Source organism: Photorhabdus sp. RW14-46, from assembly GCF_963887965.1.
Lineage (GTDB): Bacteria > Pseudomonadota > Gammaproteobacteria > Enterobacterales > Enterobacteriaceae > Photorhabdus > Photorhabdus laumondii.
The window spans coordinates 81,694-108,050 of sequence record NZ_CAWPHH010000007.1 but is presented as its reverse complement, the minus strand read 5'-3'; the positions used below and the strand labels follow the sequence as shown (position 1 = coordinate 108,050).

Sequence of the window (26,357 nt, the reverse complement as noted above, 5' to 3'; positions counted from 1 at the left end):
ATTCAATTTTCTATTTTAGCTGAGCTGCAAAATCAAGCATCCTATTTAAAGGAATAAGCGCCTTTTCCCGTAACTCTTTTTCAACCAATATCTCATGTTGACCCCCTCCCTGCTCCAACCCCTGAACGATGGCTTGTAAACCATTCATTGCCATCCACGGACAATGAGCACAACTACGGCAACTCGCCCCTTCTCCAGCCGTAGGTGCTGCAAATAACTGCTTCTCAGGACATGCTTGCTGCATTTTATAAAAGATGCCTTTATCCGTTGCCACAATCAGTTTCTGATGTGGCAAAGATTGCGCTGATTTGATTAATTGGCTGGTCGAACCAACAGCATCAGCCAGATCAATAACCGCTTGCGGTGATTCAGGATGAACCAATACCGCAGCATCGGGATGCAGACCTTTTACCCTTATTAAAGCCTGAGTTTTAAATTCATCATGAACAATACAAGCCCCCTGCCAACACAGAATATCGGCTCCTGTTTGTTTACGGACATAATTCCCCAAGTGGCGGTCGGGTGCCCAAATTATCTTCTTTCCCTGACTATCCAGATAATCGATCAGTTCAACAGCAATACTTGAAGTCACAACCCAATCTGCTCGTGCTTTAACGGCTGCTGATGTATTTGCATAAACCACAACGGTACGATCAGGATGGTCATCACAAAACTGGGTGAACTCTTTTTCAGGGCAACCAAGATCTAGCGAACACTCAGCTTCCAGCGTTGGCATTAAAACACGCTTTTCCGGGTTGAGAATTTTGGCGGTTTCTCCCATAAACCGCACACCGGCAACTAATAAAGTAGAGGCCGGATGATTATTACCAAAACGTGCCATTTCCAATGAATCGGCAACACACCCTCCTGTCTCTTCAGCTAAAGCTTGGATCTCAGGGTCGGTGTAATAATGTGCGACCATAACGGCATCCTGCTGTTTTAGAAGGCGTTTAATTTTTTCACGGTAATGTTTTTTTTCATCCTTACTGAGAAAGGCAGGTTTAGGTGGGAATGGATAAATGGTTGAATTAAAATCAATATACTGGTTCATTACTTTGACTCTCTGTTTAGTATATGGTTTTAAAAAGCGATAATTTTGGTTTTCAGTCCGAAAATTTGCCCAGATTTGTTTAATATACTAAACAAAATGATCAATTTATAGTAATTTATCGCGAGATATTTTATCTATGATAGGATGGCTAAACAGAAAACATTATTATATTTATAAAATCTGTTTTATTAAAGCTATTTATTAAATTATTTTTTAATTAAAAAATAAGGAAATCCCAAGCATGAGAATCGTTTTACCGGCTTACCCTCTTTTTAATAACGAATTAAAATCAATAATAAATGCACTTTTAAAAAAAGTGTTAATTGAATTTAATCGAAGTCCATTAACCATTAGCAATGAGTTAAAAAGAAATTAAAACACAAAAAAACATTATCCGAATAACTGGTATTTAAGCGTTTTCTCGCCGTTATTTCATGAACAAAGACATAAAAGATAACAAAATAAAAAAGCGGACAAAACAGTTAATGTGGCAAGATTTAAGCTCTGAAAAAAGCTTGATTATCCTAAAAAACATAAAGGGTAGCGACTGATAAAAACGACTCAAGACTGCCAGTAATACCGCATTAATAAAGATAAAAATCGGGTATGATTAATGTTTTTTAAATATAAAACACGATATACCATTTCGACTTTGAAAGACAAACTATCTTTATCTCGAAGCCGGTGGTTTTAACATTTTACATAAAAGAGTAAATATAGCATCTAATAAGGAGTCTGCTTTGTGATGTGATTCAACATTTTTGTTAACAAACAGGTTTTCTAATTTGACAACAAATATTAATTTTACTATAAATTAAGTTACAGTTGCTATATTTTAAGTTGGCATTTAGAAACTGGTGAAGTATTAAATAGGTTATTTTAGGATCAAGATTATGCGAAAAGAATAATGAATCTAGATAAAGAAGAATTTATTGTTTATGGTGAAAATAGTAAAGTAAAAGAATATATCATGCATGACAATGACATATTACTTACAAAAACAGTGAATTAAAATGATAAAAATTACTGATTTATGCTTTAGTTATAAAAGTAGAGAAATTAAAAAAAATATTTTTAAAAATATATTTTCATTAAATGAAATAGAAATAGTTTTATTTGAAAATATAAATATTGAAATATTTGACGATAGCAAGATTATAGGATTACTGGGGAGGAATGGCGCCGGAAAAACAACTTTAATAAAGCTGATTTCCGGTATTTTAACTCCAAATTCTGGAAATATTACTGTTTTTGGTATTGATTCAAATGGAAGACCTCTTAATCTTTTATCTAATCTTGGTATCGTTTTTGGCAATAAGTCAATGCTTTGGGATGAGTTATCTCTCTATGAAAATATTGAGCTTTTTTCTAAGATATATAAACGTAATTATGATAAGAATAGTGTTGAAAATATGATAGAAATGTTGAACCTGAATAGCATAGCAAAAAAACCTGCAAAAACGTGCTCTTTAGGTCAATCTGTAAAATCTAACTTATTAATACACTTTCTTAATAGGCCAAAATTACTGATATTGGATGAACCAACAATCGGATTAGATATAGAGTCACAAATTCTATTACGAAATATTTTAAAAGATTATGCTCAAAATAATGAAAGTAAAATACTAATTACCTCACATAATATGATAGATATTGCGGATGTTTGCAAAGATATTATCTTCTTGAAGGATGGTGAAATATCAAAAATACATCTAAATAAAAATAATTCGAAAGAAAAGAATGCGCTATATCTAGAGAGGCTTTTCTGTGATAATTAAATTTTCTTTTATTGAAACCATTAGGGCTAAGAATATAATATTTGGTTACTTATTTATAATTGTAACATTATATGCGGTTGAACTATCTTTTTGGGATACCATGACAAAATCAAATGGTTTTGTTAACTATACGCATGATGAGATAATAGTTTATATATTATGGTCTGTTATTATATTTCAATTGACAAGTATTACCGGATTTCCAGAAAATTTATCGTTCCATATTGAAGATGGTAGTATAGATAGACTAATTATAATGCCAAAATCCATACTATTATATTATTCAGAATATGCTTTCGGACAGATATTAGCTAGATTATTTATAATGTCACCATTAATTTCATTCATAATTATATACCAAAAAGACATTCCTAATATTATATATCTATTTATTTCGTTATGTATAGGGTTGTTTATCAATTTGTACTTAACAATGATATTGTCATGTATGGCATTCAAATTTAGAGGCTCGTACTCTTTTATAATTATTAAGGATACTTTGTCATGGGTCCTTTCAGGTGCGTTGATACCATTAGATGTGTTTGGTGACTCTTTAAAATCAATATTTAATTATATTCCGTTTCAATACATTACCTATATTCCAGTTAAATTTGCAACAAATTCAATATCTATTTATTTTATATTTAATGGATTCTTAGTCATGATGTGTTTAATGATGATTTTTAATTTTATTTGGAATTATATGTTAAAATACAATCAAGGATATAATGGTAATGCTTAGAGTTATATTTATTGGTTTTAAAAGTGGATTATCAGAAGCAAAAAGAAGCCCATTAAATTTTTGGTTATCCGCTTTTGTTAATTTTAGTTACTATATAGCACAAGCTTTTTTTTGGTATGCTATTTTAAATTCACAATCTTCAAATTATATTTTATCTGATGATTTTGTTATTATATTTTTCACTACAGTATGTTTAGTCGATAATTTTTATCTTTTTTTATTTGGTAAAGGAAGCTTCTTGCTGGTTAAAAAAGTCAAGTCATTAAAGTTAGAACCTCATTTAACGTTACCTATAAATACTCAATTTTTATATGTCACTACAAATATTGCATTTGAGCATTTTTTATTGTCATTCCTATCTTTAGTGTTATTTTTTACTGTACATATTTACCTTGGTACTAATATTTTGTTGGTTTTTTTACATTTGATAATGGCATTAGAAGGAGTCTTAATACTTACTTCAATTACATGGATCATAAGAACAACAATATTTTGGACAGCTTCATTAGTTAGTATTAAGAACTCAAATCCTTGTTTTAAAGTATTGGTGAGACCTGAACAATCTTTTCATGGTGTAGTTCGTTTTATTTTAATGTTCATACTTCCGTGTCTATTTATAACTGGCGTTCCAGCTTCAGTAGCAAGTGGAATAATGAGTATGAAATGGTTTTTTATTCAAACTCTGGTCACATTGATTTTAATTTTTATAGCGAAATTGGTTTTTGATATTGGTGTCAAAAGGTATTCGAAATATATAACGTGAGGAAACGTAATGAAATTGGAAATTATTTCAGTAAGCTATAGTTCACATTCTAATTCAGGTAAAGTTGGTAATTCCTTAGATTTATTTAAAATAACCAAAAAAATAAAGCCGGACTAACCGGCTTTATTCTTACTGCACGCTGCTTCCGCCACTAAAATTATGCCGCCCTGACAATGTAGTTAAATGCGACATTGCGTGGTCGAAATCGTAAGAAATTAACCCCAGTGGTTGTTGGTGATGTTACGTTGTATTTTAAATATCCTGCCGCACTACTTGCAATACCGTCGTAGTTTACTATCTGTTGCCCTCCCCCTCTTGGGAAATGACCAAGGTATTCCGCCAATGAAGTACTTTCTTGCCAAGTCAATAGCGCCCTCCCCAGATCAACTCCACGCCCATCATCCCATCCCCGGATAAACTCACCTCTTAAATCAGGTAATCTACCACTAGGATAAGCTTCAGCTAATTGCGGGTACTGTAATGAATTAAAAGCTGAACCATTACAAATAAAATAACCGGTAGGGGGATTAGGCAATGGCCACGGTATAGGAGAACCCACAGGTATAGTAATATCTGCACGTAATGCATTTATTACTTCCTGAACAAGCTTTTGTGTCACTGCCAATGTGTCGCTATTACCCATCACATTTGTCAACTGGACAACACCTTTTTGTGTTAACGAAGCACTGGGAATATCTGTTGTAATTTTTTGTTCTAACGCTTTATTCAATTGATCTGTGAGTTTAGCTATATTTCCATCATCCAGAACATCATTGCCAGATTGTGCCGCAATAAAATCAGCCACCACAGATGATACCGTTGATGCTTGACGTAATACCTTATTTAACACGTGCGTAGGAACATTATCTGGGGGAAAGCCAGTCTGCAAACCCTGGTTTTCTTCATATTTTTCTTGACTGACCACATTCGCATTATCACTAATAGAAAAAGCCTTAAAATCATTTTTAGGACTCATACATACCTCTTGAATCAAATAATATTCTTTCATAAGAAACATATTAAACTATTGTAAAAACGATTTATCGTAATTTACATAAATAACAGTCTAGTTCAGAAAAATCACAATGGAGCATTCTTATTACTTATGAGGTTAATCATTTTTATATAATTGGTAGCAATAAATAGCTCAACATTTTTGAATCGAAAATATATCCCCTCAAAATTTATATTTAATATCTGAAATTATTTTTTACATTCCTTCCTGTAACTTCTTCTGTTTTAAATTCAAAATAGAATCTTCTGACATTTAGACACGAATATCTAAGCGACAGTGTTCTGGAATGTCACACAACTTTCTCTATTTTAAGAATAAAAAAATAAAGCCGGAATAACCGGCTTTATTCTTACTGCAAGCTGCTCCAGCCACTAGAATTATGCCGCCTTTACGATGTAGTTAAATGCCACGTTACGGGGTCTATTTTCGTTAGCGGTTGGGACTTGTCTTGATGCATCAATGTCAAAATATGTAAGATCAGTACTACCGCCGCTATTTGCTGAACGTGTATCTGCCGTAGCATATCGCGACGATGCCATAACCCCACTCACAACAGGCGTCTGGGGAGCACCGCCCATCTGAGCATGTATCATTTGAGTTGTCCCTGTAATATTTCTAATTGCATCTCCCTGCCAAGACAAAAGCCCACGACCACTATCAACACCACGATTATCATCCCATCCGCGGATAAATTCTCCTCTTAAATCAGGTAATCTACCGCTAGGATAAGCCTCCGCCAACTTCGGATACTGTGATTTATTAAAAGGTGAGCCATTACAAATAAAATAACCGAAAGGTGGATAGAGTAACGGCCAGGGAATAGGAGAACCAACAGGAATTTCACCGACTGTTTTAATCCGGTTATCTATCTCTTCGCGGGTATAAGTATGCTCACGTAATGAGTTTATTTCTTGCTGAACAAGCTTTTGCGTCACTGCCAATGTATCACTATTGCCAATCACATTTGTAAGCTGAACAACACCTTTTTGTGTTAATGAAGCATTGGGCATATCTGTTGTAATTTTTTGTGCTATCGCTTTATTTAATTGAGCGGTGAGTTTAGCTACATTTCCATCATCCAGAATATCATTGCCAGATTGTGTCGCGATAAAATCAGCGACGACAGATGATATGGTTGATGACTGACGTAATACCTTATTTAACAAGTGAGTGGGAACATTATCCGGAGAAAACCCCACCTGCAAACCCAAGTTTTGTTCATATTTTTCTTGACTAATGACATTTGCATTACTACTAATAGAAAAAGCCTTAAAATCATTCTTGTGACTCATATATTTTCCTTAAATTAAATAATGTTATTTAATAATCAACATCTTGAATTATTGTAAAAATAATCCCCTGTAATTCAGGCTAATCAAAGTCTAGTTCAAGAAAAAAATAACACTGTGTTCTTATTACTTATAAGCTTAACCGTTTTTGTATCATTGGCAGCAATAAGTAGTTCAATATTTTGGAGTCGCTTTCGGCTTTGCAAGAAATGGGAATTAAGAAAATATCTCGATGGTGTGTAGATATGTACATTTGTTGCGAGTACATATTGAAACCCCATCGATGCTATTATGAAATTTTACCGCAAAAATATGGCACATTACCCTTTTTCTGTTTTCAGAATAAAAAAATAAAGCCGGTTACCCGGCTTCAATTACTTGGCTGCTCCGGCCACTCAATATTAGGAGCTTGCAGAACATCAACACGGCTCAATAATACAAAATACTTTTTCCAAGCCATCAATGCTATTTTCTCTGCTTCCGTCGCCATTTCAACATCAACGGTATGTTGCAGTAATGTAACTACTTCATTTGCATGTTGACGCAATGTATCTCGCTGTTGTTCTGCCCGTTCAATCTGATTAGCTTTTACTGCAACTTCATCAACGATCCACTCTTTTCCGGTCCACTTATCAAAATGAGTAGCAGGTTTCTTGAATGTTAGCGTATCTGATAACTCACCGATTTCTGTTATCTCAATCGGCAAACAAGTTTGCATGTTGTAAGCTGTTTTCCCCCGGTAATCGGGTACAATTTCCCAATAATTACCATCTTCACTACGACAAACCACTTTGTCATCAGAATCTGGAAGTTCTGGCGCATCAATATAGGAACTAGCTGGTAGCCCTATGCCTTCCATTAGATATTCCGGGCGAGCGAAAATAAACTCGCGGGAATATGGTGCTACATGATAAATTGTCAACCAGCCGGGTTTTTCTGCTAATCCATCTTTACCTAATACTGCCACTTCAGGTTCTAAAGAATTTTTTTGTTCAGCCATTATGCCGCATGCTGCTCTCACTACGTAATTAAATGCTATGTTACGGGGACGGGTGACACCAACATAATTCATGACTACATCCGCATCAAGCTTCTTCCACGATATCCCTCCACCCACTACTGTCGCATCTGTATATAATTTTGCTATATTTATAGGATCATCCCACCCATATTTCACACTTCCTCGTGATGTATTAGCAAGCGTCGCTACAGAAGTCAAAATATCACCGTTAATCAGCGATCCCTTTTGCCAAGACACAATTCCACGCCCACTATCAACACCTCGACTATCATCCCAACCACGAATAAACTCACCTCTTAAGTCAGGTAATCTACCGTCAGGATAAGCTTCTGCTAACTTTGGGTACTGTAACTTATTGAAAAATGCACCATTACAAGTGAGATAGCCGACAGGTGGATAAGGCAACGGCCAGGGAATTGGAACACCAACAGGAATATTATTAGCTGCTTTATTTTGCTTATCTATTTCTTCTCTCGAATACGTTCCCACATCCGCCGCATTCAAATTAATATCCTCAGCTAACACTTTACCATTCACTTTTCGACTATTAAGCACTCTGCTATTAATATTTTCATACAGTGAGTTTACTATTTCCTGAACCAATTTTTGCGTCACTGCCAATGTATCACTATTACCGACCTGATCAGTCAGTTGAACAACCCCTTTTTGTATTAATGAAGCACCAGGAATTTCTGTTGTAAGCTTTTGCTCTAACGCTTTATTGAGTTGAGCGGTAAGTTTGGCTATATCACCATCATCCAGAACATCATCACCAGATTGTGTCGCGATAAAATCAGCAATGACTGATGATATTGTTGATGATTGACGTAATACCTTATTTAACAAGTGAGTGGGAACATCACATGGTGTAAACCCCGTCAGCAAATCCTTATTTTCTTCATATCTTTCTTGACTAACTACATTTGCATTATCACTAATAGAAAAAGCTTTAAAATCATTTTTATGACTCATATACTTTCTCCTTAAATTAAATAATATTATTTTATAATCAACATATTAAATTATTGTAAAAATAGTCTCCCTTGCAATTCACACTAATAAAAGTCTAGTCCAGAAAAAGAATTTGGTTCAACATTTTGGCACAAAAATATACTACAAAAATTTATATTTAACATCGGGAAATTATTTTTCTATTATTCCTGTCGTCTGATAGAAAATTTCGCAAGCAATTAAAAGAACAAATGCGTAAAAAACTACAGGAACGGGGTCTTGAACCGAAAGGTTGAACTTTTTGAAATGACAACAGGCATCTAATTCTGAGTGCCTCTTTTATGAATTACTCTAATGACTTTATATGTGGGTCTTAACCTATCGTAATCCTAACCGGTACACCTCAAAATCTAAGGAGATAAAGCCGGACTAACCAACGTTACTTACTAGCCACATCTTTCCTCCTTTTATATATTTCTGATAACCAATTATCAATGCAATAAATATTACCATTGATAGTGCCGCTGATGTATCTATATAAAAAATAAAACTTTCTTCATTAGTTCACTTCATTTAGATATTGACTGAATGATATTTGAAGCTTCAATTAGTGTAAGTAGATGCCCGCTATCACCTTTTCGGCCTCTAATTGTTACAGTTAGCATGTTTCACACCGATAAAAAGTAGGCATAACACCTACAAATATATTGATAACGGAATTAATGTATAGGTATTATACTCATACATTAACCAAACGGAGGATTTATGGGTAGTGCAGAACTAATAAAACTCCTAATAGCTGACGGATGGGTTAAGGCCAGACAAGACGGTAGTCACATCACTCTAACTAAACCCGGTGTTGCAAAAATAATCACAATACCGCACCCAAGAAAAGACTCATCAAAAGGTGTTATCCGGCAGGCACAAAATATTTCAGGGCTGAAATTACTATGATAACGGGCACAGTTATACCGCCCTTTCTCTGCAAAGCTCATGATCAAATTAAGAGGTAATACTATGATTTATCCACTCTTTATATTTAAAACAGAAGATGGGTTTGACGGTTACTTCCCCGATGTTGAAAGCTGTTTCTTTGCTGGCAATACCTTAGAAGATGCTATTCGGGATGCTAAAAAAGCATTCGCGCAGCACATGGAAGTTTTAACCGAACACGGCGGCTATGTCCCTACCCCTAAAGACTCATCTGATTACATCGGTGATCCTCGCTTGTCTGAAGATGGAGGGGTTATTGCCCTCATCGAGTTAGATCCAGCGAAATATGAGTCAAAGGCCATAAAGTTCAATTTAACTATGCCTGGTAATCTATTAACTGCTATAGATCGCTACATTGAGAAAAACGGACACTATAAAAACCGCTCTGCTTTTCTAGCTGAGTTAGCCAGAAAAGAAATAGCTCCCCACTAACAGATTTAGGGTAGGAAACTACCCTAAGCAAAATTCACCCGGATCGGACTTGCGATTCATCGATTAAAATTCAACCTCCCAATATATTGCCATTTGATTTAAAAGAAAAAAATATCACTCACAAAGCTGACAAATGGCATAATTATGACGCATTCACGGCACACAATGATGGCACAAATAGGATACATTACCTTTTTTCATTTTTAGTTTTCAGGATAAAAATAAAGCCGGGCTAACCGGCTTTGTTACTACCTCAGTTTATCCAGCCATTCAATACCGGAAGCTTGTAAAATATCTTACTCTGCTCAATAATACCCGATATTTTTTCCATTCAAATAAAGCGGCTTCTTATATTGCTGGTTTTCAAAGAATATTTCCGTTCAGCTATTATGCTGCTCTCACTATGTAATTAAATGCAATATTGCGGGGACGAGTTTCATAACCGCCGGTATTGTTAGCAATTGATATAACAGTTGCGTCGCCTGTAACATCCCTACCGAGCGGGTATTGGTATCCATCCAGAGGTCCTTGATAATTAGAAAGGTATTTTCCTCTCTCATTCCCTTGAGAAAGTTGTATTCTTTTTGTGTTGTCAGTCTGTGCGCTTAAAATAATACGGCCACTATCAACACCTCGACTATCATCCCAACCACGAATAAATTCTCCACGCAGGTCAGGTAATTTTCCGGTTGGATACACTGCCGCTAATTGTGGGTAAGTTGTTTTATCGAACTCTGCTCCGTTACATTGTAGCCACCCGGCTGGTGGTATAACTGTAGGCCAAGGAATAGGAACACCCACAGGAATATTATTAACTGCATCGATTAAATTATTAACTTCTGCCTTGGTATATGCACCTATATCACCAGCCTCTAGACTAATGTCAGTAGACAATGTTTTCCCATTCACCTTTCGGCTATTAGGCACTCTGTCATTAATATTTTCACGCAATGAATCTATTATTTCCTGGGCTAGCTTTTGAGTGACAACCAATGTATCACTATTGCCCACTACATCTGTAAGCTGAACAACACCTTTCTGTGTTAATGAGGCATTTGGCACTTCTGCTGTGATTTTTTGCTCTAACGCTCTGTTTAATTGGGCTGTGATTTTAATTATATCACCATCATCTAGAATATTATCGCTAGATTGTGTAGCGATAAAATCAGCTACCACAGATGATATAATTGATGACTGGCGAAGAACTTTATTTAATAAATCGATAGAAATAGTATTTGGTGGAAACCCTGTCAGTAAATCCTTACTTTCTTCATATATTTCTTGACTAATTATATTCGCATTATTACTAATAGAAAAAGCCTTAAAATCATTCTTGTGACTCATGTACTTTCTCCTTAAATTAAACAATGTTATTTTATAATCAACATATTAAATTATTGTAAAAATAGTCTCCCTTGCAATTCACACTAATCAAAGTCTAGTCCAGAAAAAGAATGTGGTTCAACATTTTTGAATCAAAAATATACCTTCCAAATTTATATTTAACATCTGGAAATTATTTTTATTTTACTCTTTCTATTTCATCCTATAACTTTTTCTATTTTAAATTCCAAACTGAATATTCCAGCATTTGAACAAAAATATCTAAGCGGTAATGTTCAGAAATATCACAGGATTTCCCATCTTGTAGAAGACACGCTTGTTGTTATCATCGATGTACTTAAGTTGCCAGTTCTGAAAACGTGTTGGTAAATGAGAATACTGACAATGGAAGGTTTCAATAATATGATGGAATACCGGGTTGACGCGGTTATCGACAAAGTAGAGCTGGAGTGAACAATGAATATTAAACCCATTAGAACAGAACAAGACTATCAAGAAGCATTAAAAACTGTTGCCTCACTGTTTGATAATCAACCTGAAATCGGCACACCTGAATTCGATTATATGGAAGTTATGGTTCTGCTGATTGAAGCCTATGAAGCAAAACACTACCCTATCGATCCACCAGATCCAATCGAAGCTATCAAATTCAGAATAGAACAATCTATTTAGAGGCTGCAATTCACAAAACAACCGAGAAGTCCCCAAAACATGAAACAGACATAGAGCGTTTGTGCTCCACCGATTGCGCAGCCAATTCAGTGAAATCACCTCTATGCCTGTTCGTAACGTATGTCAGATCTTTTTCCCGTATGCCTTAGCACCATTTACAAATATCGATAGAATGCCCTGACTAATGCTTCTATAGTGCTGATCAGAGGTGCATCACTGACGTTGACCCGCCTTGGATATTTTCTACTAGGGCCAGCTCAGGTTAAAAGAGAGGATTTTTATTCGACCCAACCCCCACTTCAATTTCTGCGTTTAAATAACTAGCAAGATTGGTGGCTGTAACTTTATAGTAGTAAATAAGATTAGGAGGCGGTACAAGTATTTCACTTCTACCGGGATAGATCTCTATAGAATTATACAAAGTATAATCTCCAACTAAGGATGACCAGTAGCCACTCACTTTAACTAGCGCTAAGCTAACGTTTTTTATCGTTATATAAGGTTGACGCGTAGGAACTAATACACTGCCATTCTTATAAATATCAAGAGTCTGATTAGGGTTTATATATACTCGTGCCATTTTATTGTTTCCTTATTATTACGGTTATTTGACTGCCTATATAGCAGGTGACCTTATCGATGAAATTTAAATTAACATTTACTACAAGCAGTTAAATATTGAATTTTATCAGTGATGTGAAAATAATAATATAATCTCATGGCCATATCAGTATTAAATGATTAGTAGGAAGAATGTTTTCTGGAATACATTAAATCTCAACATTAAAATTATTTAGGTTAATTATAAGCTATACATTGGTATACTTTGGAAAATAAAAGAATGATGAATATCATCTAGAAATTCAATTTTAAATTAATAGATATATTTTATTTTGGTATTTTTTTAATTTCAAAAAATGGGTTGTTTATTACTGCTAATTACATGAAAATGGTTAATAATTTAAAATGCAAGAATGTTTCATTGTTATTCATTCAAATTAGACTATATTTGAAATGAATTTCCGGAGGTTTTTAACAGTCATTTACTCTGCAAGTAAATAAGTTCGTATTCCTTTAAATAATTTATTGGGAGCTTTGCGCTTACGCGCTGTTGTCTCGCTTCGCTCGGCTCGAACCTGCGACCTATTGATTAAATAGTCAACTACTCTACCGACTGCGCTAACGATCTATCCAAGGAAATTGGTTTTGAATGAAGCTTTAAGATGGTGGGTCGTGCAGGATGACTCGGCCTACGGCCTCGCCCTTCGGGCCAGCGCTTACGCGCTGTTGTCTCGCTTCGCTCGGCTCGAACCTGCGACAAATTGATTAAAAGTCAACTGCTCTACCGACTGAGCTAACGATCCATCTGGGAAATTGGTTTTGAATGAAGCTCTAAGATGGTGGGTCGTGCAGGATGACTCGGCCTACGGCCTCGCCCTTCGGGCCAGCGCTTACGCGCTGTTGTCTCGCTTCGCTCGGCTCGAACCTGCGACCCATTGATTAAAAGTCAACTACTCTACCGACTGAGCTAACGACCTATCTGGGAAATTGGTTTTGAATGAAGCTCTAAGATGGTGGGTCGTGCAGGATGACTCGGCCTACGGCCTCGCCCTTCGGGCCAGCGCTTACGCGCTGTTGTCTCGCTTCGCTCGGCTCGAACCTGCGACCCATTGATTAAAAGTCAACTACTCTACCGACTGAGCTAACGACCTATCTGGGAAATTGGTTTTGAATGAAGCTCTAAGATGGTGGGTCGTGCAGGATGACTCGGCCTACGGCCTCGCCCTTCGGGCCAGCGCTTACGCGCTGTTGTCTCGCTTCGCTCGGCTCGAACCTGCGACCAATTGATTAAAAGTCAACTGCTCTACCGACTGAGCTAACGATCCATCTGGGAAATTGGTTTTGAATGAAACTCTAAGATGGTGGGTCGTGCAGGATTCGAACCTGCGACCAATTGATTAAAAGTCAACTGCTCTACCGACTGAGCTAACGACCCATCTGGGAAATTGGTTTTGAATGAAGCTTTAAGATGGTGGGTCGTGCAGGATTCGAACCTGCGACCAATTGATTAAAAGTCAACTGCTCTACCGACTGAGCTAACGACCCATCTTGTGACTTCTCTCGGCAACGGCGGCATATATTACTGATTTTTCTGCACTACGCAATAATTATTTTTTCAAATTACGTTTAAATGCTTACTAAGCACTCAACAAACCCCGAAAATGTATTATTACACCCTTCCGGGGCCAATAATTACAGCGTAGAAAGCTTTTTCTCTGCCAGTTTAGCTGCGTTCGAACCAGGATATTGTTTCATGACCTGTTGATAAACCGATCTCGCTTTATCTTTCTGGCCCTTGTCTTGCATGATTAAACCAACTTTATAAAGCGATTCACCACTCTTCTGCGACTTAGGGTACTCTTTTACTACCGTAGCAAAGTAATACGCAGCTTCGTCTTTTTTACCCTTGTTGTAATTAAGCTGTCCTAACCAATAATTAGCATTAGGCATGTAACTCGATTTTGGGTAACTCTTCACAAAACTCTGAAAGGCTACAATCGCTTTATCATATTCTTTGGTATTCACTGCCAAATGAACAGCAGCGTCATAATCACCCTTCTCGCTGCCTGTACTGACAGATGATGATGCCTGATTGCCACTGTTTTTTGTATTACTTGCCGTTGAAGAAGCTGTATTTGCAGCAGGTTTACTCCCCTCAGAACTAGTAGCACCTTCCAGTTGCTGATAAATATCCTTCTGCCGCTCTATAATCTGATTGAGCTGATACTGATTCTCCTGAATCTGCCCTCGAAGCATGTCAATATCACGTTGAGAATCAGCAAGTTGCTGCTGGAGCTGAGTTAATAGCTGACTGTGAGCATTGGAAATACGCTCTAATTGGGTAAGGCGTTCATCGGTAGAACCCGAGCCGACATTACTGATTGGCGCTTGGGCAATAGCGGCCCAAGGAACCGCTACGCCAACCAATAACGACAGACCCAAAAAATGATGTCTGAAGTTACTGTTCATGAACTACTCTTAGTATGCCAGTACTGCGCGACGGTTTTTAGCATAGGCGGCTTCGTCGTGACCCAGTACAGCGGGTTTCTCTTTACCGTAAGAGACGATAGAGATTTGCTCACCGGAAACACCTTTGCCTTGCAGGTACATTTTCACTGCATTAGCACGGCGTTCACCTAATGCGATGTTGTACTCAGGAGTACCACGTTCGTCAGCATGACCTTCTACAACAACTTTATAAGATGGGTTGCTGCGCAGGAATGCCGCGTGAGCGTCTAGCAGCTGAGTAAAATCTGAGTTGATGTCGTATTTGTCAAAACCGAAATATACGATGTTGTTGTTTTGTAGCTCTTGCATTTGCTGACGAGCTAATTCCTCTGCTGACAGACCCGCATTAGTTTCATTAACAGTGCCCACACCAGTCTGATCGTTATCAGCATTCTTGTTAGAACTACACGCTGCTACGGCCATAACTGGTAAAGCTAACATCAGCCCTTTTAGCACTTTGTTCAGTTGCATCTCTTTGATCCTTTTAAAATTTGCCATACATATTATTATGCATCACAGATACGGCGACCAGGCAGGAAATTTTACCTGTCCATCGGTTGCCGGAAGACGCGCTTTGAAACGCCCGTCAGTCGAAACTAGCTGCAATACAGTCCCCAACCCTTGGGTGGAGCTATAAATCACCATAGTGCCGTTAGGTGCGATACTCGGCGTTTCATCCAGGAACGTATCCGTCAAAATTTGAACGGCTCCCGTTGCCAGATCTTGTTTAGCTATGTGCTGCTTACCACTCTCTGAGCTGACCATCATCACAAAATTACCATCAGCACTTACATCAGCATCCTGGTTTTGTGTGCCTTCCCAAGTGAGGCGTTGCGGAGCACCGCCATTTATATCGGTTTTGTATAACTGTGGACGACCACCCTGATCAGAGGTATAAACCAAAGTCTGGTTATCCGGCATCCAACTCGGCTCAGTATTGTTACTGCGGCCATCTGTAATCTGACGGATCTGAGCTGAACCCAAATCCATCACGTAAAGATTCAAACTACCCGATTTAGACAACGCAAATGCCAATTTACTGCCATCAGGGGAAAATGCAGGTGCACCGTTATGACGTGGGAAGGAAGCAACCTGGCGTACTTCACCACTCGCCAAGGTTTGAATAACCAAGGCAGAACGACCACTTTCAAATGTCACATAAGCCAGTTTGGCACCATCAGGAGACCAAGCCGGTGACATCAACGGTTCCGGCGAACGGTGAACAGTGAACTGGTTGTAACCATCGTAATCAGATACACGCAGTTCATACGGATATTTACCGCCATTAGTCTTTACAATGTAAGCCAGACGAGTACGGAATGCGCCTTTGATGCCCGTCAGTTTTTCAAATACTTGATCACTGGCTGTATGTGCAGCATAACGTAACCACTGTTTGGTCACTTTAAATTGATCCTGAGCAAGCACCGTACCCGGAGCACTCGCAGTATCAACCAATTGATAAGAGATTAAAAAACCACCATCCGCACTTGGTTGGATCTGACCAACAACAACAGCGTCAATCCCCAACGCCGACCATGCAGCAGGTGTCACCTCAGATGTCGTCGTTGGTTGCTGTGGCATGCGGCTGATATCAATAGGGTTAAATTTACCGCTGTTGCGAAGATCGGCCCCAACGATCGCCCCTATCTCTTCCGGTGCATTACCCGCACCAGTCCATTTAAAGGGCACAACGCCAATAGGACGTGCAGAATCAACACCTTGGGTGATCTCAATTCGAACTTCTGCGTGAGCAACCGTGACCCACAACATTAAAATGCTTAGTACTACTTTAAAAGCCTGCCTCATTAATCTCTCCCTTATCACGATGGAATGGTCGCAATAATTCGCAGAATATTAACAAACGTCAACAAACAAAACCAGATATACCCGTTATCTTTCAAGTTGCCCCTTTATTAGCTGCACTCACTCACCCCGGTCACATAGTTTGCTATTCTCCTAGGGATTCTCTCCCTTGCCGTCGCGATGCATTTTGAAATCCATAGGGTATAAATAACCACTTTATTGAGGGTTGAAATCAAGCGGCGCGTTTTTAAACACTTCATAAACCTCCTTGCTTGGTGGTTTCGGAATTTTCGCTTGTTTAGCCGCCGCTACCGCCGCTTGGCACAACGCCTGGTCTCCTCCCTCTGACTTGACATCAATTAATAAGCCATCAGGAGCAAGTTTAATCCGTAATGTACAGGTACGCCCACGATACATGCTTGGATCGTAAAACTTATTCTGTATCGCTATCTGGATCTGCCCCAGATAGTTATTAATGTCGGCATTTGAAGCGCCACTTTTCTTGCCGCCACCTTTACCGGCAGCAGAAGCTCCTCCTTGCTGTTTCGGTGCATTGGAAGTTAAGCCACCCAGTAAGTCATCAACTTCACTTTCCTGTTTAGCGGCTTGCGCAGCAGCTTTTTTCTTAGCGTCAGCTTCGGCCTTGGCTTTAGCCTTTGCATCTGCCTCAGTTTTGGCTTTAGCATCCGCTTCAGCCTTGGCTTTTGCTTTAGCCTCAGCGTCTGCTTTGGCTTTCGCTTCTTCCGCGGCTTTTTGTTTAGCCGCCACGGCTTCAGCTTCTTTCTTAGCTTCCGCTTCGGCTTTCTTCTGTGCCTCAGACTGCTCTCTAATCAGTTTTTCTTTTTCAGCTTTAGCTTTTGCCGCCGCTTCTTCTGCCTGTTTTTGCTCTTCACGGGCTTTGTTTGCCGCTTCTACAGCTTGCTTTTTCTGTTCTTCCGCAGCCTGTTGCGCTTTAATTCGTTCTTCTTCTACCGCTTTTAAACGTTCCTGCTCTTCAGCCTGTTTTTCCCTTAATTCAGCGGCCTGCTGTTCGGCTTTCTTGTTTCGTAACTGCTCTGCACGCTTAGCATCAGCCTGCTGTTGTTGCTGTTGATTGTACTGCTGTACTACCGCATTCGGATCGACCATAACAGCATCAATAACAGAACCATCCTGACCACCGCCACCCATTTCAGTTTTTCGTGTCAGGGAACCCCAAATAAGTAACCCGATCAAAATAATATGCAACACAACCGAAACGATAACAGCGCGATTTAATTTATTGTTTTGCCCGTTTGTCTTTCCCACGCTCGATATCCAAGATCTTCAAATAACAGCAACTGTCGGCCAAACTCAGATAGGCTGAGTCATTAAACCAACGGATTTCACACCTGCCTGATGCAGCATATTGAGTGCCTTAATAATCTCATCGTAAGGCACTTCCTTCGAACCACCAATCAAGAAAACGGTTTTTGGATTCTTTTCTATTTGTGCCCGCGCTTCAACAATAATCTGCGGCTCAGGCAATAATTCCAACCGTTCATGGTTAACTATCATGGTGTACTGACCAACACCAGAAACCTCCACGATTACCGGTGGATTATCGGAGTTGGAAACCGTTTTAGAATCTACCGCATCCGGCAGATCAACTTCTACGCTTTGAGTGATAATCGGTGCTGTTGCCATAAAAATCAGCAACAGAACCAGCAATACGTCCAGTAAGGGAACGATATTGATTTCGGATTTCAGCTCACGCTTGCGACTACGAGTGCGTGCCATAGCCTCTCCCCTTACTATTTGTTCTCTGCTTTATTTTCAGCCGCGAAAGCTTGACGATGCAAAATAGCCAAAAACTCTTCCATAAAGTTATCGTAATTTTGCTCCAGCTTATTAACACGCTGATTCAGACGGTTGTATGCCATAACGGCTGGAATCGCCGCAAACAGACCAATCGCCGTTGCAATCAACGCTTCTGCAATACCCGGCGCTACCATTTGGAGCGTGGCCTGTTTTACCGCACCTAACGCGATAAATGCATGCATGATCCCCCAAACCGTACCAAATAGACCGATATACGGGCTAATTGAGCCAACTGTCCCCAAGAATGGAATATGGCTTTCCAGCGATTCCAATTCACGATTCATTGAGATACGCATTGCACGTGAAGCCCCTGTTATTACCGCTTCTGGCGCATGATTATTTGCATGATGCAGACGGGCAAATTCTTTGAACCCAGAATAAAAAATTTGTTCTGTTCCACCTAAAGAATCTCGACGCGACTGACTTTCCTTATATAAGCGTGATAATTCAATACCCGACCAGAATTTATCTTCAAACGCCTCCGATTCTCGGGTTGCTGCATTGAGAATTTTGGTCCTTTGAATAATGATCGCCCATGAAGCAACGGAAAAGCAGATCAAAATAAGCATGATCAGTTGCACCAAAAGGCCCGCTTTCAGGAATAAATCTAGAATGTTCATGTCAGTCACTGCTTAAACTCCGCGACAATAGACTTTGGAAGCGCAATCGGCTTCATTTGAGATGTATTCACGCAGGCGACTAAAACTTCTGCGCTGTTAATCATTGCTCCATTACCATCAACAATGCGTTGAATAAATGTCAAAGATGCTCGACGAATATCCGTAATTTCACTCTGCACCTCCAACATATCATCAAGCCGGGCCGGGGCTCGGTAATCAACCACCATACGCCGTACAACAAATGCAATTTGTTCATCAAGTAAACGCTGTTGATGAATTCCATGCTGACGTAACATCTCAGTACGTGCTCTTTCATAAAAGACGACATAACGGCCGTTATAAACTATCCCGCCTACATCTGTATCTTCATAATAAATACGAATGGGCCACCGGAACAACGTATTACTCACTTTCAATCCTACATAAGGCGAATTAACGTTGCCACTATACTCAAGACAATGCGGCTTTGGAATAATGTGCAAATAAAAAATTTATGGGTTAGATGCCCCAATAACATACAGAATTAACTTATAAAGAAATGACACAGCCCCCAAATCAAAATCAAGCATGCCGGCAAGGGAGAGAAAAAGATACGCCAGACGATATTTCTTGGCTGAAAACCCATCCCGAAAGTCACACCTGTACATACAGACCATATTAGAAAATACTTTGCCATATCTGTAATGAACTGGTGTTAGCCGCAAAACGAGCAGGGTCCCAGAATACATAAGCAACGAATATTAATGCCACAATAAGGATAAAGCCCGCACAGGGGCTTTATCCATTAGTATCCATGCCGATAGTATTTATCCATACCCGTCATCTTTCAAGTTGCCTCTTTGTTGGCTGCACTCACTCACCCCGGTCACATAGTTACCTATGCTCCCGGGGATTCGCTCCCTTGCCGTCGCGATCCATCTTGAAATCCATTGGGTATATCAACAAGATTTCTCGCTATTTTTCGCGACTTTTTCTTCTTCATTATGTTCAAGAGCTAAGGCTGCGATGATAGCGAAACTACAAGCCAAGAGCGTTCCGAGAATCCAAGCAAAATACCACATGCTTTATGTTCCTTAGTACAGTGAATGTTTGTTATCTTCGATAAAACTTTTATCCAAACGCCCGAACATTTTGTAGTAACACCAAATGGTATATCCCAGAATGATTGGGACAAAAATCAATGCAACTACAAACATAACACGCAGCGTCATCAGGCTTGAAGTCGCATCCCACATCGTCAAACTGACATTAGGATCAGTGATTGAAGGCATCACAAATGGGAACATCGTTACACCGCAGGCCAGAATGATGCCAGCAATTGTCAGTGAAGAGAACAGGAATGCCCATCCAGCTTTATTCATACGCGTCATCAGCATCGTCAGCAAAGGCGAAGCCACACCCAATGCCGGTAGTACCCACAACCACGGATAGTTGTTAAAGTTGGTCAACCAAGCACCCGCCTGATGAGCGACTTCTTTATGTAATGGATTAGACTGAGCCACCGTATCCAAGCCGCCAGTCACAATATAACCATCAATACCATAAATCAGCCATACACCTGCCAACAGGAAAGCCACCATTGTCACCAGCGCACAGAGATAAGTTGCCGCACGAGAACGCAGGCGCAGCTCACCCGTAGTACGCATTTGCAAATAAGTTGCCCCCTGAGTCACAATCATCATCAAACTGATAATTCCCGCCAACAAACCATATGGATTGAGCAATCCGAAGAAGGAACCGGTATAGAACAGACGGAGTTGGGAATCGACGTTAAACGGCACCCCCTGTAATAGATTACCGAATGCCACACCGATAACTAATGGTGGAACAAAGCTACCGACAAATATTCCCCAATCCCACATGTTACGCCACTTGCGGTTTTCCAATTTGGAGCGGTAATCAAAACCAACCGGACGGAAGAACAACGCAGATAACACCAAGATCATAGCAACATAGAAGCCAGAGAACGCCGCAGCATAGACCATCGGCCATGCGGCGAACAGCGCTCCACCGGCGGTAATCAGCCAAACCTGATTACCATCCCAATGCGGTGCCACTGAGTTAATCATGATGCGACGCTCAGTATCATTTTTGCCGATGATACGTAACAGGATACCGACTCCCATATCAAAACCATCAGTTACCGCGAAACCGATTAGCAATACACCAATCAGTAGCCACCATATAAATCGTAGTACTTCATAATCAAACATAAGTGGACTCCTGTTTACTGAGCTTCAGGTGCTGAAGTTGTTTTCTGTTCAAAATGGTAACGCCCCGTTTTTAGGCTACTTGGGCCAAGGCGAGCAAATTTGAACATCAGAAACATTTCCGCAATCAGGAATAAGGTATAAAGGCCACAAATCAGCGCCATAGAGAACAAGATATCGCTGGCTGCTAAATTGGAACTCGCCACCGCAGTTGGCAGAACTTCACCAATTGCCCACGGTTGACGACCATATTCCGCCACAAACCAGCCTGATTCGATGGCAATCCACGGCAATGGAATACTGTACAGTGCTGCGCGTAGCAACCATTTTTGTTTACCAATGCGGCCACGGATAACGCTCCAAAACGCCAGACCGATCAACAGTAACATCAGGAAACCTGCTGCAACCATGATACGGAATGCAAAATAGAGCGGTGCAACCCGAGGAATAGAATCTTTTGCGGCTGCTTTGATCTGTTCTTCACTGGCATCAGTCACTTTGCTGGTATAGCGTTTCAGCAACATGCCATAACCTAGATCTTGTTTATTTTCATTGAATGCTGTACGAACCGTTGGGTCGGTGTTACCTGCACGCAATTCTTCCAACAGGTGATAAGCCTTTATACCATTACGAATCCGCTGCTCATGCTGGTCCATCAAATCACGCAGACCAATGACCGGAGTATCAACAGAACGGGTAGCAATCAGCCCCATAAGATAAGGGATCTGAATAGCATATTTGTTTTCCATTTTATCCTGATCTGGGATACCTATCAGTGTAAAAGCGGCCGGTGGTGGCTGGGTTTCCCATTCAGCTTCGATGGCGGCCAGCTTAGTTTTCTGTACGTCGCCCATTTCGTAACCAGATTCATCACCCAGCACAATAACAGACAGCACAGCCGCGATACCAAAACTTGAAGCAATCGCAAATGAACGCTTAGCAAATGGAATATCACGGCCTTTAAGCAGGTAGTAAGAGCTGACACCGAGAACAAAGATCGCTCCTGTCACATAACCCGCGGCAACAGTATGCACAAATTTCACCTGAGCAACTGGGTTCAGTACCAGTTCAGCAAAACTTACCATCTCCATACGCATGGTTTCAAAGTTGAAATCAGAAGCAATTGGGTTTTGCATCCAACCGTTAGCAACCAGAATCCAAAGTGCGGAGAAGTTAGATCCTAATGCAACCAACCAAGTTACCGCCAGATGTTGTGTCTTACTGAGGCGATCCCAACCGAAGAAGAACAAGCCTACGAATGTAGACTCCAGGAAGAACGCCATCAGCCCTTCAATCGCCAAAGGTGCGCCAAAAATGTCACCGACGTAGTGAGAAAAGTATGACCAGTTAGTCCCAAACTGGAACTCCATAGTCAACCCTGTTGCAACCCCCAGAGCAAAGTTAATACCAAACAACTTGCCCCAGAATTTTGTCATATCTTTATAAATTTGTTTACCGGAGAGCACATATACCGTTTCCATGATCGCCAGCAAAAACGCCATACCGAGCGTTAGCGGAACGAATAGAAAGTGATACATTGCAGTTAAGGCAAACTGTAATCGTGACAGTTCGACAATATCAAACATCTTGACTCCTTGCTCCTAGCAGGAAGACACCGACTTGCGGCAACCTGACTTCATATAAGCCCTTTTCTCAAATCTCAAAGTACTCATGCGGAAGCCTCGTAACTACCAGCAATAAATGCCTTTAAAATATACCGTTATCTTTCAAGTTGCCTCTTTGTTGGCTGCACTCACTCACCCCAGTCACATAGTTACCTATGCTCCCGGGGATTCGCTCCCTTGCCGTCGCGATGCATCTTGAAATCTATTGGGTATAACAACTCATTACTAAGTAAATTAAAAACCAATTAGACTAATAGTATAGTACGCTTATATTCCCATACAATAAATAGGTTTTACGTGATTCAGATTAGAATTCTGAATATAGGTCAAGAATTGCAACCGCTGTTTAATAAGAACTAATTTGATTAGAGTCAATTTAAGCAAATGAAAGCAATAATACTATAGTAATAACTTGATTTTATTTATCTTTTTCTGGTTAGTGTTAATTATCTTGTCTATTATTTCATTTTGGTTGACATATTGTTAATTATTTGTTTATTTAGATAAATATTGATTTCTATATTGCTGTGAAATGACTTTTAAAATTAACTTTTTATTTTGATCCTTAAGAAAATATTATTAACCTCATCTTTATTAAATTTAATTTTAATAAAGAATACTAATAAAATTCAGTTTAATTTAATTGGAGAATAACAAAGTGAAAATAAAGACTTAGTGCCTATCTCAATAGGCGTAATTGTTGCAGACCATTCTTATCAATGAACAGTGAACACGGACAGCGCGGAAAAATCGGAGCGTACACGTAGTACGTGAGGATTTTGAGCACTGCCCAGGTTCGCTCTTTATAGCCAAGAAGGGCAAATAAAATAGCCCTATTGGGATGGCAGTTAATGAATTTAATCGCGGTGAATACTGCCCATACAAATAAAAAGGCCACTTTCCAGCGGCCTAATAGATAAGATTTGTTTATTAAATTTACTTGCCAGCAAGTAACTCTTTCACCGCATCACCGATGTCTGCCAGACTGCGAACCGTCTTCACGCCAGCCGCTTCCAGAGCAGCAAATTTTTCATCTGCGGTTCCTTTACCACCCGCAATAATGGCACCAGCATGGCCCATACGCTTACCTTTTGGTGCAGTCACACCCGCGATGTAGGCAACAACCGGCTTAGTAACGTGCTGTTTAATATAAGCTGCCGCTTCTTCTTCCGCAGTACCACCAATTTCACCAATCATTACAATGGCTTCTGTTTGCGGATCTTGTTGGAACAATTTCAGGATATCAATGAAGTTAGAACCGGGGATAGGGTCACCACCGATACCAACACAAGTAGATTGTCCTAAACCGGCATCAGTGGTCTGCTTTACCGCTTCATAAGTCAATGTTCCTGAGCGGGAAACGATACCAACTTTACCTGCTCGATGAATGTGTCCCGGCATAATACCGATCTTACATTCATCTGGCGTAATGACTCCCGGGCAGTTAGGACCGATCATACGCACACCCGCTTCATCCAGTTTCACTTTAACAGCCAGCATATCCAGCGTTGGGATGCCTTCAGTAATGGTGATGATCAGTTTGATACCTGCGTCGATCGCTTCCAGAATGGAATCTTTACAGAAAGGAGCCGGAACATAGATAACAGAAGCCGTTGCCCCGGTTGCTTCTACGGCTTCACGAACGGTATTGAAAACAGGTAACCCTAGATGTTCAGTACCGCCTTTACCCGGCGTTACCCCACCAACCATTTGGGTACCATAAGCAATCGCTTGTTCTGAATGGAAAGTACCTTGGCTGCCAGTGAAACCCTGACAGATAACTTTGGTGTTTTTATCGATTAAAATAGACATTATTATTTTGCCTCCACTGCGGCTACTGCTTGCTTAGCTGCGTCCGTCAGGCTGGTTGCAGCAATGATATTCAAGCCACTATCAGCCAGTTTTTTCGCTCCCAGCTCAGCATTGTTCCCTTCCAAACGAACAACAACCGGTACGTGAACCCCGACTTCTTCCACTGCACCAATAATACCGTCAGCAATCAGGTCACAACGAACAATACCACCAAAGATATTAACCAATACCGCTTTCACGTTTTCATCTGACAGAATGATCTTAAACGCTTCTGTAACACGCTCTTTGGTTGCACCACCACCGACATCAAGGAAGTTAGCTGGCGCCCCGCCATGCAATTTAACGATATCCATCGTCCCCATTGCCAAGCCCGCACCGTTTACCATGCAACCAATATTGCCATCCAGCGCAACATAGTTCAGCTCCCACTGTGCCGCCTGAGCTTCACGAGGATCTTCCTGAGATGGGTCATGCATTTCACGCAATTCAGCCTGACGGAACAGTGCATTACCATCAGCGCCCAATTTGCCATCCAGACAAATCAAATCACCTTGAGTCGTAATAACCAATGGGTTAATTTCAACCAGAGCCAGATCGCGCTCCAGGAATAGATTTGCCAACCCTAAGAAAATTTTAGTGAACTGGCTAACTTGTTTACCGGTTAAACCCAATTTAAATGCCAGTTCACGCCCCTGATAAGACATAGGACCAATCAGCGGGTCGATAATCGCTTTATGAATCAGTTCCGGGGTCTCTTCCGCAACTTTTTCAATTTCAACACCACCTTCAGTAGAGGCCATGAACACTACACGACGTGTACCACGATCAACCACAGCACCAAGATACAGCTCCTTCGCAATATCAGTTGCCGCTTCCACTAAAATCTGACGAACAGGCTGCCCTTGCGCATCTGTTTGGTAAGTGACCAAACGTTTTCCTAGCCACTGCTCTGCGAAAGCGCGAATTTCTTCTTTACTGTTAACAACTTTCACGCCGCCCGCTTTACCGCGACCGCCAGCATGAACCTGGCACTTCACCACCCAAGGGCCAGAGCCGATTTTAGATGCAGCTTCTTCTGCTTCACGCGGTGTCGTGCAGGCATAACCAGCCGGAGCGGGTAAACCATACCGTGCAAAAAGCTGTTTTGCCTGATACTCGTGTAAATTCATGATGTTCTATCCATAATTAAGTCTGAGAAGAGCAAAAAATGGGTAAGTTGCTCTCTGATTTTTTTTGTTGCTCTGGATATAGCCAATCTCTAAAGATTGACTGTTCATATACATTTGTTTACTTCAGACTGGGCAGATATTAGCGCGTATCTGCCCTGA

24 protein-coding genes, 4 tRNA genes, 2 other RNA genes and 3 pseudogenes are annotated in these 26,357 nt (G+C 40.1%); 6 read left to right on the top strand and 27 right to left on the bottom strand.

The window, feature by feature from the left end; all coding sequences use genetic code 11:
• Window positions 1-10: 10 nt before the first annotated feature.
• A complete protein-coding gene (gene nadA, locus AACQ38_RS08330; protein WP_165577882.1) occupies window positions 11-1,051 on the bottom strand; it encodes a quinolinate synthase NadA in 1,041 nt (346 codons plus the stop codon).
• A gap of 1,013 nt (window positions 1,052-2,064) precedes the next feature.
• Between nadA and AACQ38_RS08325 the strand changes: the two genes are divergently transcribed.
• The 3 genes from AACQ38_RS08325 to AACQ38_RS08315 are packed head-to-tail and all read left to right on the top strand — an operon-like array spanning window position 2,065 to window position 4,334.
• On the top strand, window positions 2,065-2,829 hold the full coding sequence (locus tag AACQ38_RS08325) for an ATP-binding cassette domain-containing protein (protein WP_165577881.1): 765 nt from the start codon (window positions 2,065-2,067) through the stop codon (window positions 2,827-2,829).
• Window positions 2,819-3,571 (top strand): ABC-2 family transporter protein, encoded by a 753-nt coding sequence (locus AACQ38_RS08320; RefSeq protein ID WP_165577880.1) that lies wholly within the window; start codon window positions 2,819-2,821, stop codon window positions 3,569-3,571. The genes AACQ38_RS08325 and AACQ38_RS08320 overlap by 11 nt, the downstream gene beginning before the upstream one ends.
• Window positions 3,564-4,334 (top strand): ABC-2 family transporter protein, encoded by a 771-nt coding sequence (locus AACQ38_RS08315; protein ID WP_165577879.1) that lies wholly within the window; start codon window positions 3,564-3,566, stop codon window positions 4,332-4,334. The genes AACQ38_RS08320 and AACQ38_RS08315 overlap by 8 nt, the downstream gene beginning before the upstream one ends.
• Window positions 4,335-4,491: 157 nt before the next feature.
• On the opposite strand, the gene AACQ38_RS08310 is transcribed toward AACQ38_RS08315, so the two are convergent.
• The 4 genes and pseudogenes from AACQ38_RS08310 to AACQ38_RS08295 all read right to left on the bottom strand — a co-directional run.
• The gene (locus tag AACQ38_RS08310) at window positions 4,492-5,310 is read right to left on the bottom strand and encodes a tail fiber protein (protein ID WP_165577878.1); all 819 of its coding nucleotides are present in this window, start codon (window positions 5,308-5,310) and stop codon (window positions 4,492-4,494) included.
• A gap of 416 nt (window positions 5,311-5,726) precedes the next feature.
• Window positions 5,727-6,641, bottom strand: coding sequence for a phage tail protein (locus tag AACQ38_RS08305; RefSeq protein WP_165577877.1), 915 nt, complete (start codon window positions 6,639-6,641; stop codon window positions 5,727-5,729).
• Between the two features lie 367 nt (window positions 6,642-7,008).
• On the bottom strand, window positions 7,009-7,896 hold the full coding sequence (locus AACQ38_RS24025; RefSeq protein WP_445260617.1) for a tail fiber assembly protein: 888 nt from the start codon (window positions 7,894-7,896) through the stop codon (window positions 7,009-7,011).
• Window positions 7,885-8,631: pseudogene (locus AACQ38_RS08295) on the bottom strand (tail fiber protein); the annotation flags it as partial. The pseudogene AACQ38_RS08295 and the gene AACQ38_RS24025, both read right to left, overlap by 12 nt.
• Before the next feature lie 744 nt (window positions 8,632-9,375).
• Between AACQ38_RS08295 and AACQ38_RS08290 the strand changes: the two are divergent.
• Both AACQ38_RS08290 and AACQ38_RS08285 read left to right on the top strand, forming a co-directional pair.
• Window positions 9,376-9,564 carry a type II toxin-antitoxin system HicA family toxin gene (locus tag AACQ38_RS08290; RefSeq protein ID WP_046397782.1) on the top strand — a complete coding sequence of 63 codons (189 nt, stop codon included), beginning with the start codon at window positions 9,376-9,378 and terminating at the stop codon, window positions 9,562-9,564.
• A 63-nt stretch (window positions 9,565-9,627) separates the two neighbouring features.
• Window positions 9,628-10,035, top strand: coding sequence for a type II toxin-antitoxin system HicB family antitoxin (locus AACQ38_RS08285; protein WP_113043795.1), 408 nt, complete (start codon window positions 9,628-9,630; stop codon window positions 10,033-10,035).
• Window positions 10,036-10,422: 387 nt separating this feature from the next.
• Here AACQ38_RS08285 and AACQ38_RS08280 read toward each other — a convergent pair whose 3' ends face one another.
• Entirely contained in the window at window positions 10,423-11,379 is a 957-nt protein-coding gene (locus tag AACQ38_RS08280) for a phage tail protein (RefSeq protein WP_165577876.1), read from the bottom strand.
• Between the two features lie 456 nt (window positions 11,380-11,835).
• Here AACQ38_RS08280 and AACQ38_RS08275 point away from each other — a divergent pair.
• Window positions 11,836-12,042 (top strand): annotated as a pseudogene (locus AACQ38_RS08275) (helix-turn-helix domain-containing protein); the annotation flags it as partial.
• 271 nt (window positions 12,043-12,313) lie between these two features.
• On the opposite strand, the gene AACQ38_RS08270 reads toward AACQ38_RS08275, so the two are convergent.
• The 21 genes and pseudogenes from AACQ38_RS08270 to sucC all read right to left on the bottom strand — a co-directional run bounded on the left by AACQ38_RS08270 (window position 12,314) and on the right by sucC (window position 26,198).
• The gene (locus AACQ38_RS08270; RefSeq protein ID WP_165577875.1) at window positions 12,314-12,631 is read right to left on the bottom strand and encodes a hypothetical protein; all 318 of its coding nucleotides are present in this window, start codon (window positions 12,629-12,631) and stop codon (window positions 12,314-12,316) included.
• Between the two features lie 644 nt (window positions 12,632-13,275).
• Window positions 13,276-13,415 (bottom strand) — tRNA-Lys (locus tag AACQ38_RS08265).
• Between the two features lie 34 nt (window positions 13,416-13,449).
• A non-coding RNA gene (locus AACQ38_RS08260) (RtT sRNA) lies at window positions 13,450-13,582 on the bottom strand.
• A 41-nt stretch (window positions 13,583-13,623) separates the two neighbouring features.
• A non-coding RNA gene (locus AACQ38_RS08255) (RtT sRNA) lies at window positions 13,624-13,756 on the bottom strand.
• 41 nt (window positions 13,757-13,797) lie between these two features.
• A tRNA-Lys gene (locus AACQ38_RS08250) sits at window positions 13,798-13,937 on the bottom strand.
• 34 nt (window positions 13,938-13,971) lie between these two features.
• A tRNA-Lys gene (locus AACQ38_RS08245) sits at window positions 13,972-14,047 on the bottom strand.
• A gap of 34 nt (window positions 14,048-14,081) precedes the next feature.
• A tRNA-Lys gene (locus AACQ38_RS08240) sits at window positions 14,082-14,157 on the bottom strand.
• A gap of 147 nt (window positions 14,158-14,304) precedes the next feature.
• Complete coding sequence (cpoB, locus tag AACQ38_RS08235; protein ID WP_165577874.1) at window positions 14,305-15,081, bottom strand: cell division protein CpoB; 777 nt, start codon at window positions 15,079-15,081, stop codon at window positions 14,305-14,307.
• Window positions 15,082-15,090: 9 nt separating this feature from the next.
• On the bottom strand, window positions 15,091-15,591 hold the full coding sequence (gene pal / locus AACQ38_RS08230; protein ID WP_011145759.1) for a peptidoglycan-associated lipoprotein Pal: 501 nt from the start codon (window positions 15,589-15,591) through the stop codon (window positions 15,091-15,093).
• Between the two features lie 42 nt (window positions 15,592-15,633).
• Window positions 15,634-16,926 (bottom strand): Tol-Pal system beta propeller repeat protein TolB, encoded by a 1,293-nt coding sequence (gene tolB, locus AACQ38_RS08225; protein WP_011145758.1) that lies wholly within the window; start codon window positions 16,924-16,926, stop codon window positions 15,634-15,636.
• Window positions 16,927-17,033: 107 nt separating this feature from the next.
• Window positions 17,034-17,183, bottom strand: coding sequence for a hypothetical protein (locus AACQ38_RS08220; protein WP_158538132.1), 150 nt, complete (start codon window positions 17,181-17,183; stop codon window positions 17,034-17,036).
• Entirely contained in the window at window positions 17,140-18,210 is a 1,071-nt protein-coding gene (gene tolA / locus AACQ38_RS08215) for a cell envelope integrity protein TolA (RefSeq protein WP_165577873.1), read from the bottom strand. Before tolA ends, AACQ38_RS08220 begins: the two co-directional genes overlap by 44 nt.
• A 45-nt stretch (window positions 18,211-18,255) precedes the next feature.
• A complete protein-coding gene (gene tolR / locus AACQ38_RS08210; RefSeq protein ID WP_011145756.1) occupies window positions 18,256-18,681 on the bottom strand; it encodes a colicin uptake protein TolR in 426 nt (141 codons plus the stop codon).
• A 14-nt stretch (window positions 18,682-18,695) separates the two neighbouring features.
• On the bottom strand, window positions 18,696-19,391 hold the full coding sequence (tolQ, locus tag AACQ38_RS08205) for a Tol-Pal system protein TolQ (protein ID WP_011145755.1): 696 nt from the start codon (window positions 19,389-19,391) through the stop codon (window positions 18,696-18,698).
• Window positions 19,388-19,792: a tol-pal system-associated acyl-CoA thioesterase gene (gene ybgC / locus AACQ38_RS08200; RefSeq protein WP_011145754.1), complete on the bottom strand. Its 405-nt coding sequence runs from the start codon at window positions 19,790-19,792 to the stop codon at window positions 19,388-19,390. The genes tolQ and ybgC overlap by 4 nt, the downstream gene beginning before the upstream one ends.
• A 113-nt stretch (window positions 19,793-19,905) precedes the next feature.
• Window positions 19,906-20,167, bottom strand: a pseudogene (gene ybgE / locus AACQ38_RS08195) (cyd operon protein YbgE).
• Window positions 20,168-20,320: 153 nt separating this feature from the next.
• Window positions 20,321-20,443 (bottom strand): cytochrome bd-I oxidase subunit CydX, encoded by a 123-nt coding sequence (gene cydX, locus AACQ38_RS08190; protein WP_058589160.1) that lies wholly within the window; start codon window positions 20,441-20,443, stop codon window positions 20,321-20,323.
• Window positions 20,444-20,455: 12 nt separating this feature from the next.
• On the bottom strand, window positions 20,456-21,595 hold the full coding sequence (gene cydB, locus AACQ38_RS08185; RefSeq protein WP_011145753.1) for a cytochrome d ubiquinol oxidase subunit II: 1,140 nt from the start codon (window positions 21,593-21,595) through the stop codon (window positions 20,456-20,458).
• 14 nt (window positions 21,596-21,609) lie between these two features.
• Entirely contained in the window at window positions 21,610-23,178 is a 1,569-nt protein-coding gene (gene cydA / locus AACQ38_RS08180; RefSeq protein WP_165577872.1) for a cytochrome ubiquinol oxidase subunit I, read from the bottom strand.
• A 975-nt stretch (window positions 23,179-24,153) separates the two neighbouring features.
• The gene (gene sucD, locus AACQ38_RS08175; RefSeq protein ID WP_058589165.1) at window positions 24,154-25,029 is read right to left on the bottom strand and encodes a succinate--CoA ligase subunit alpha; all 876 of its coding nucleotides are present in this window, start codon (window positions 25,027-25,029) and stop codon (window positions 24,154-24,156) included.
• Between the two features lie 2 nt (window positions 25,030-25,031).
• The gene (sucC, locus tag AACQ38_RS08170; protein WP_011145737.1) at window positions 25,032-26,198 is read right to left on the bottom strand and encodes an ADP-forming succinate--CoA ligase subunit beta; all 1,167 of its coding nucleotides are present in this window, start codon (window positions 26,196-26,198) and stop codon (window positions 25,032-25,034) included.
• Between the last annotated feature and the right edge of the window lie 159 nt (window positions 26,199-26,357).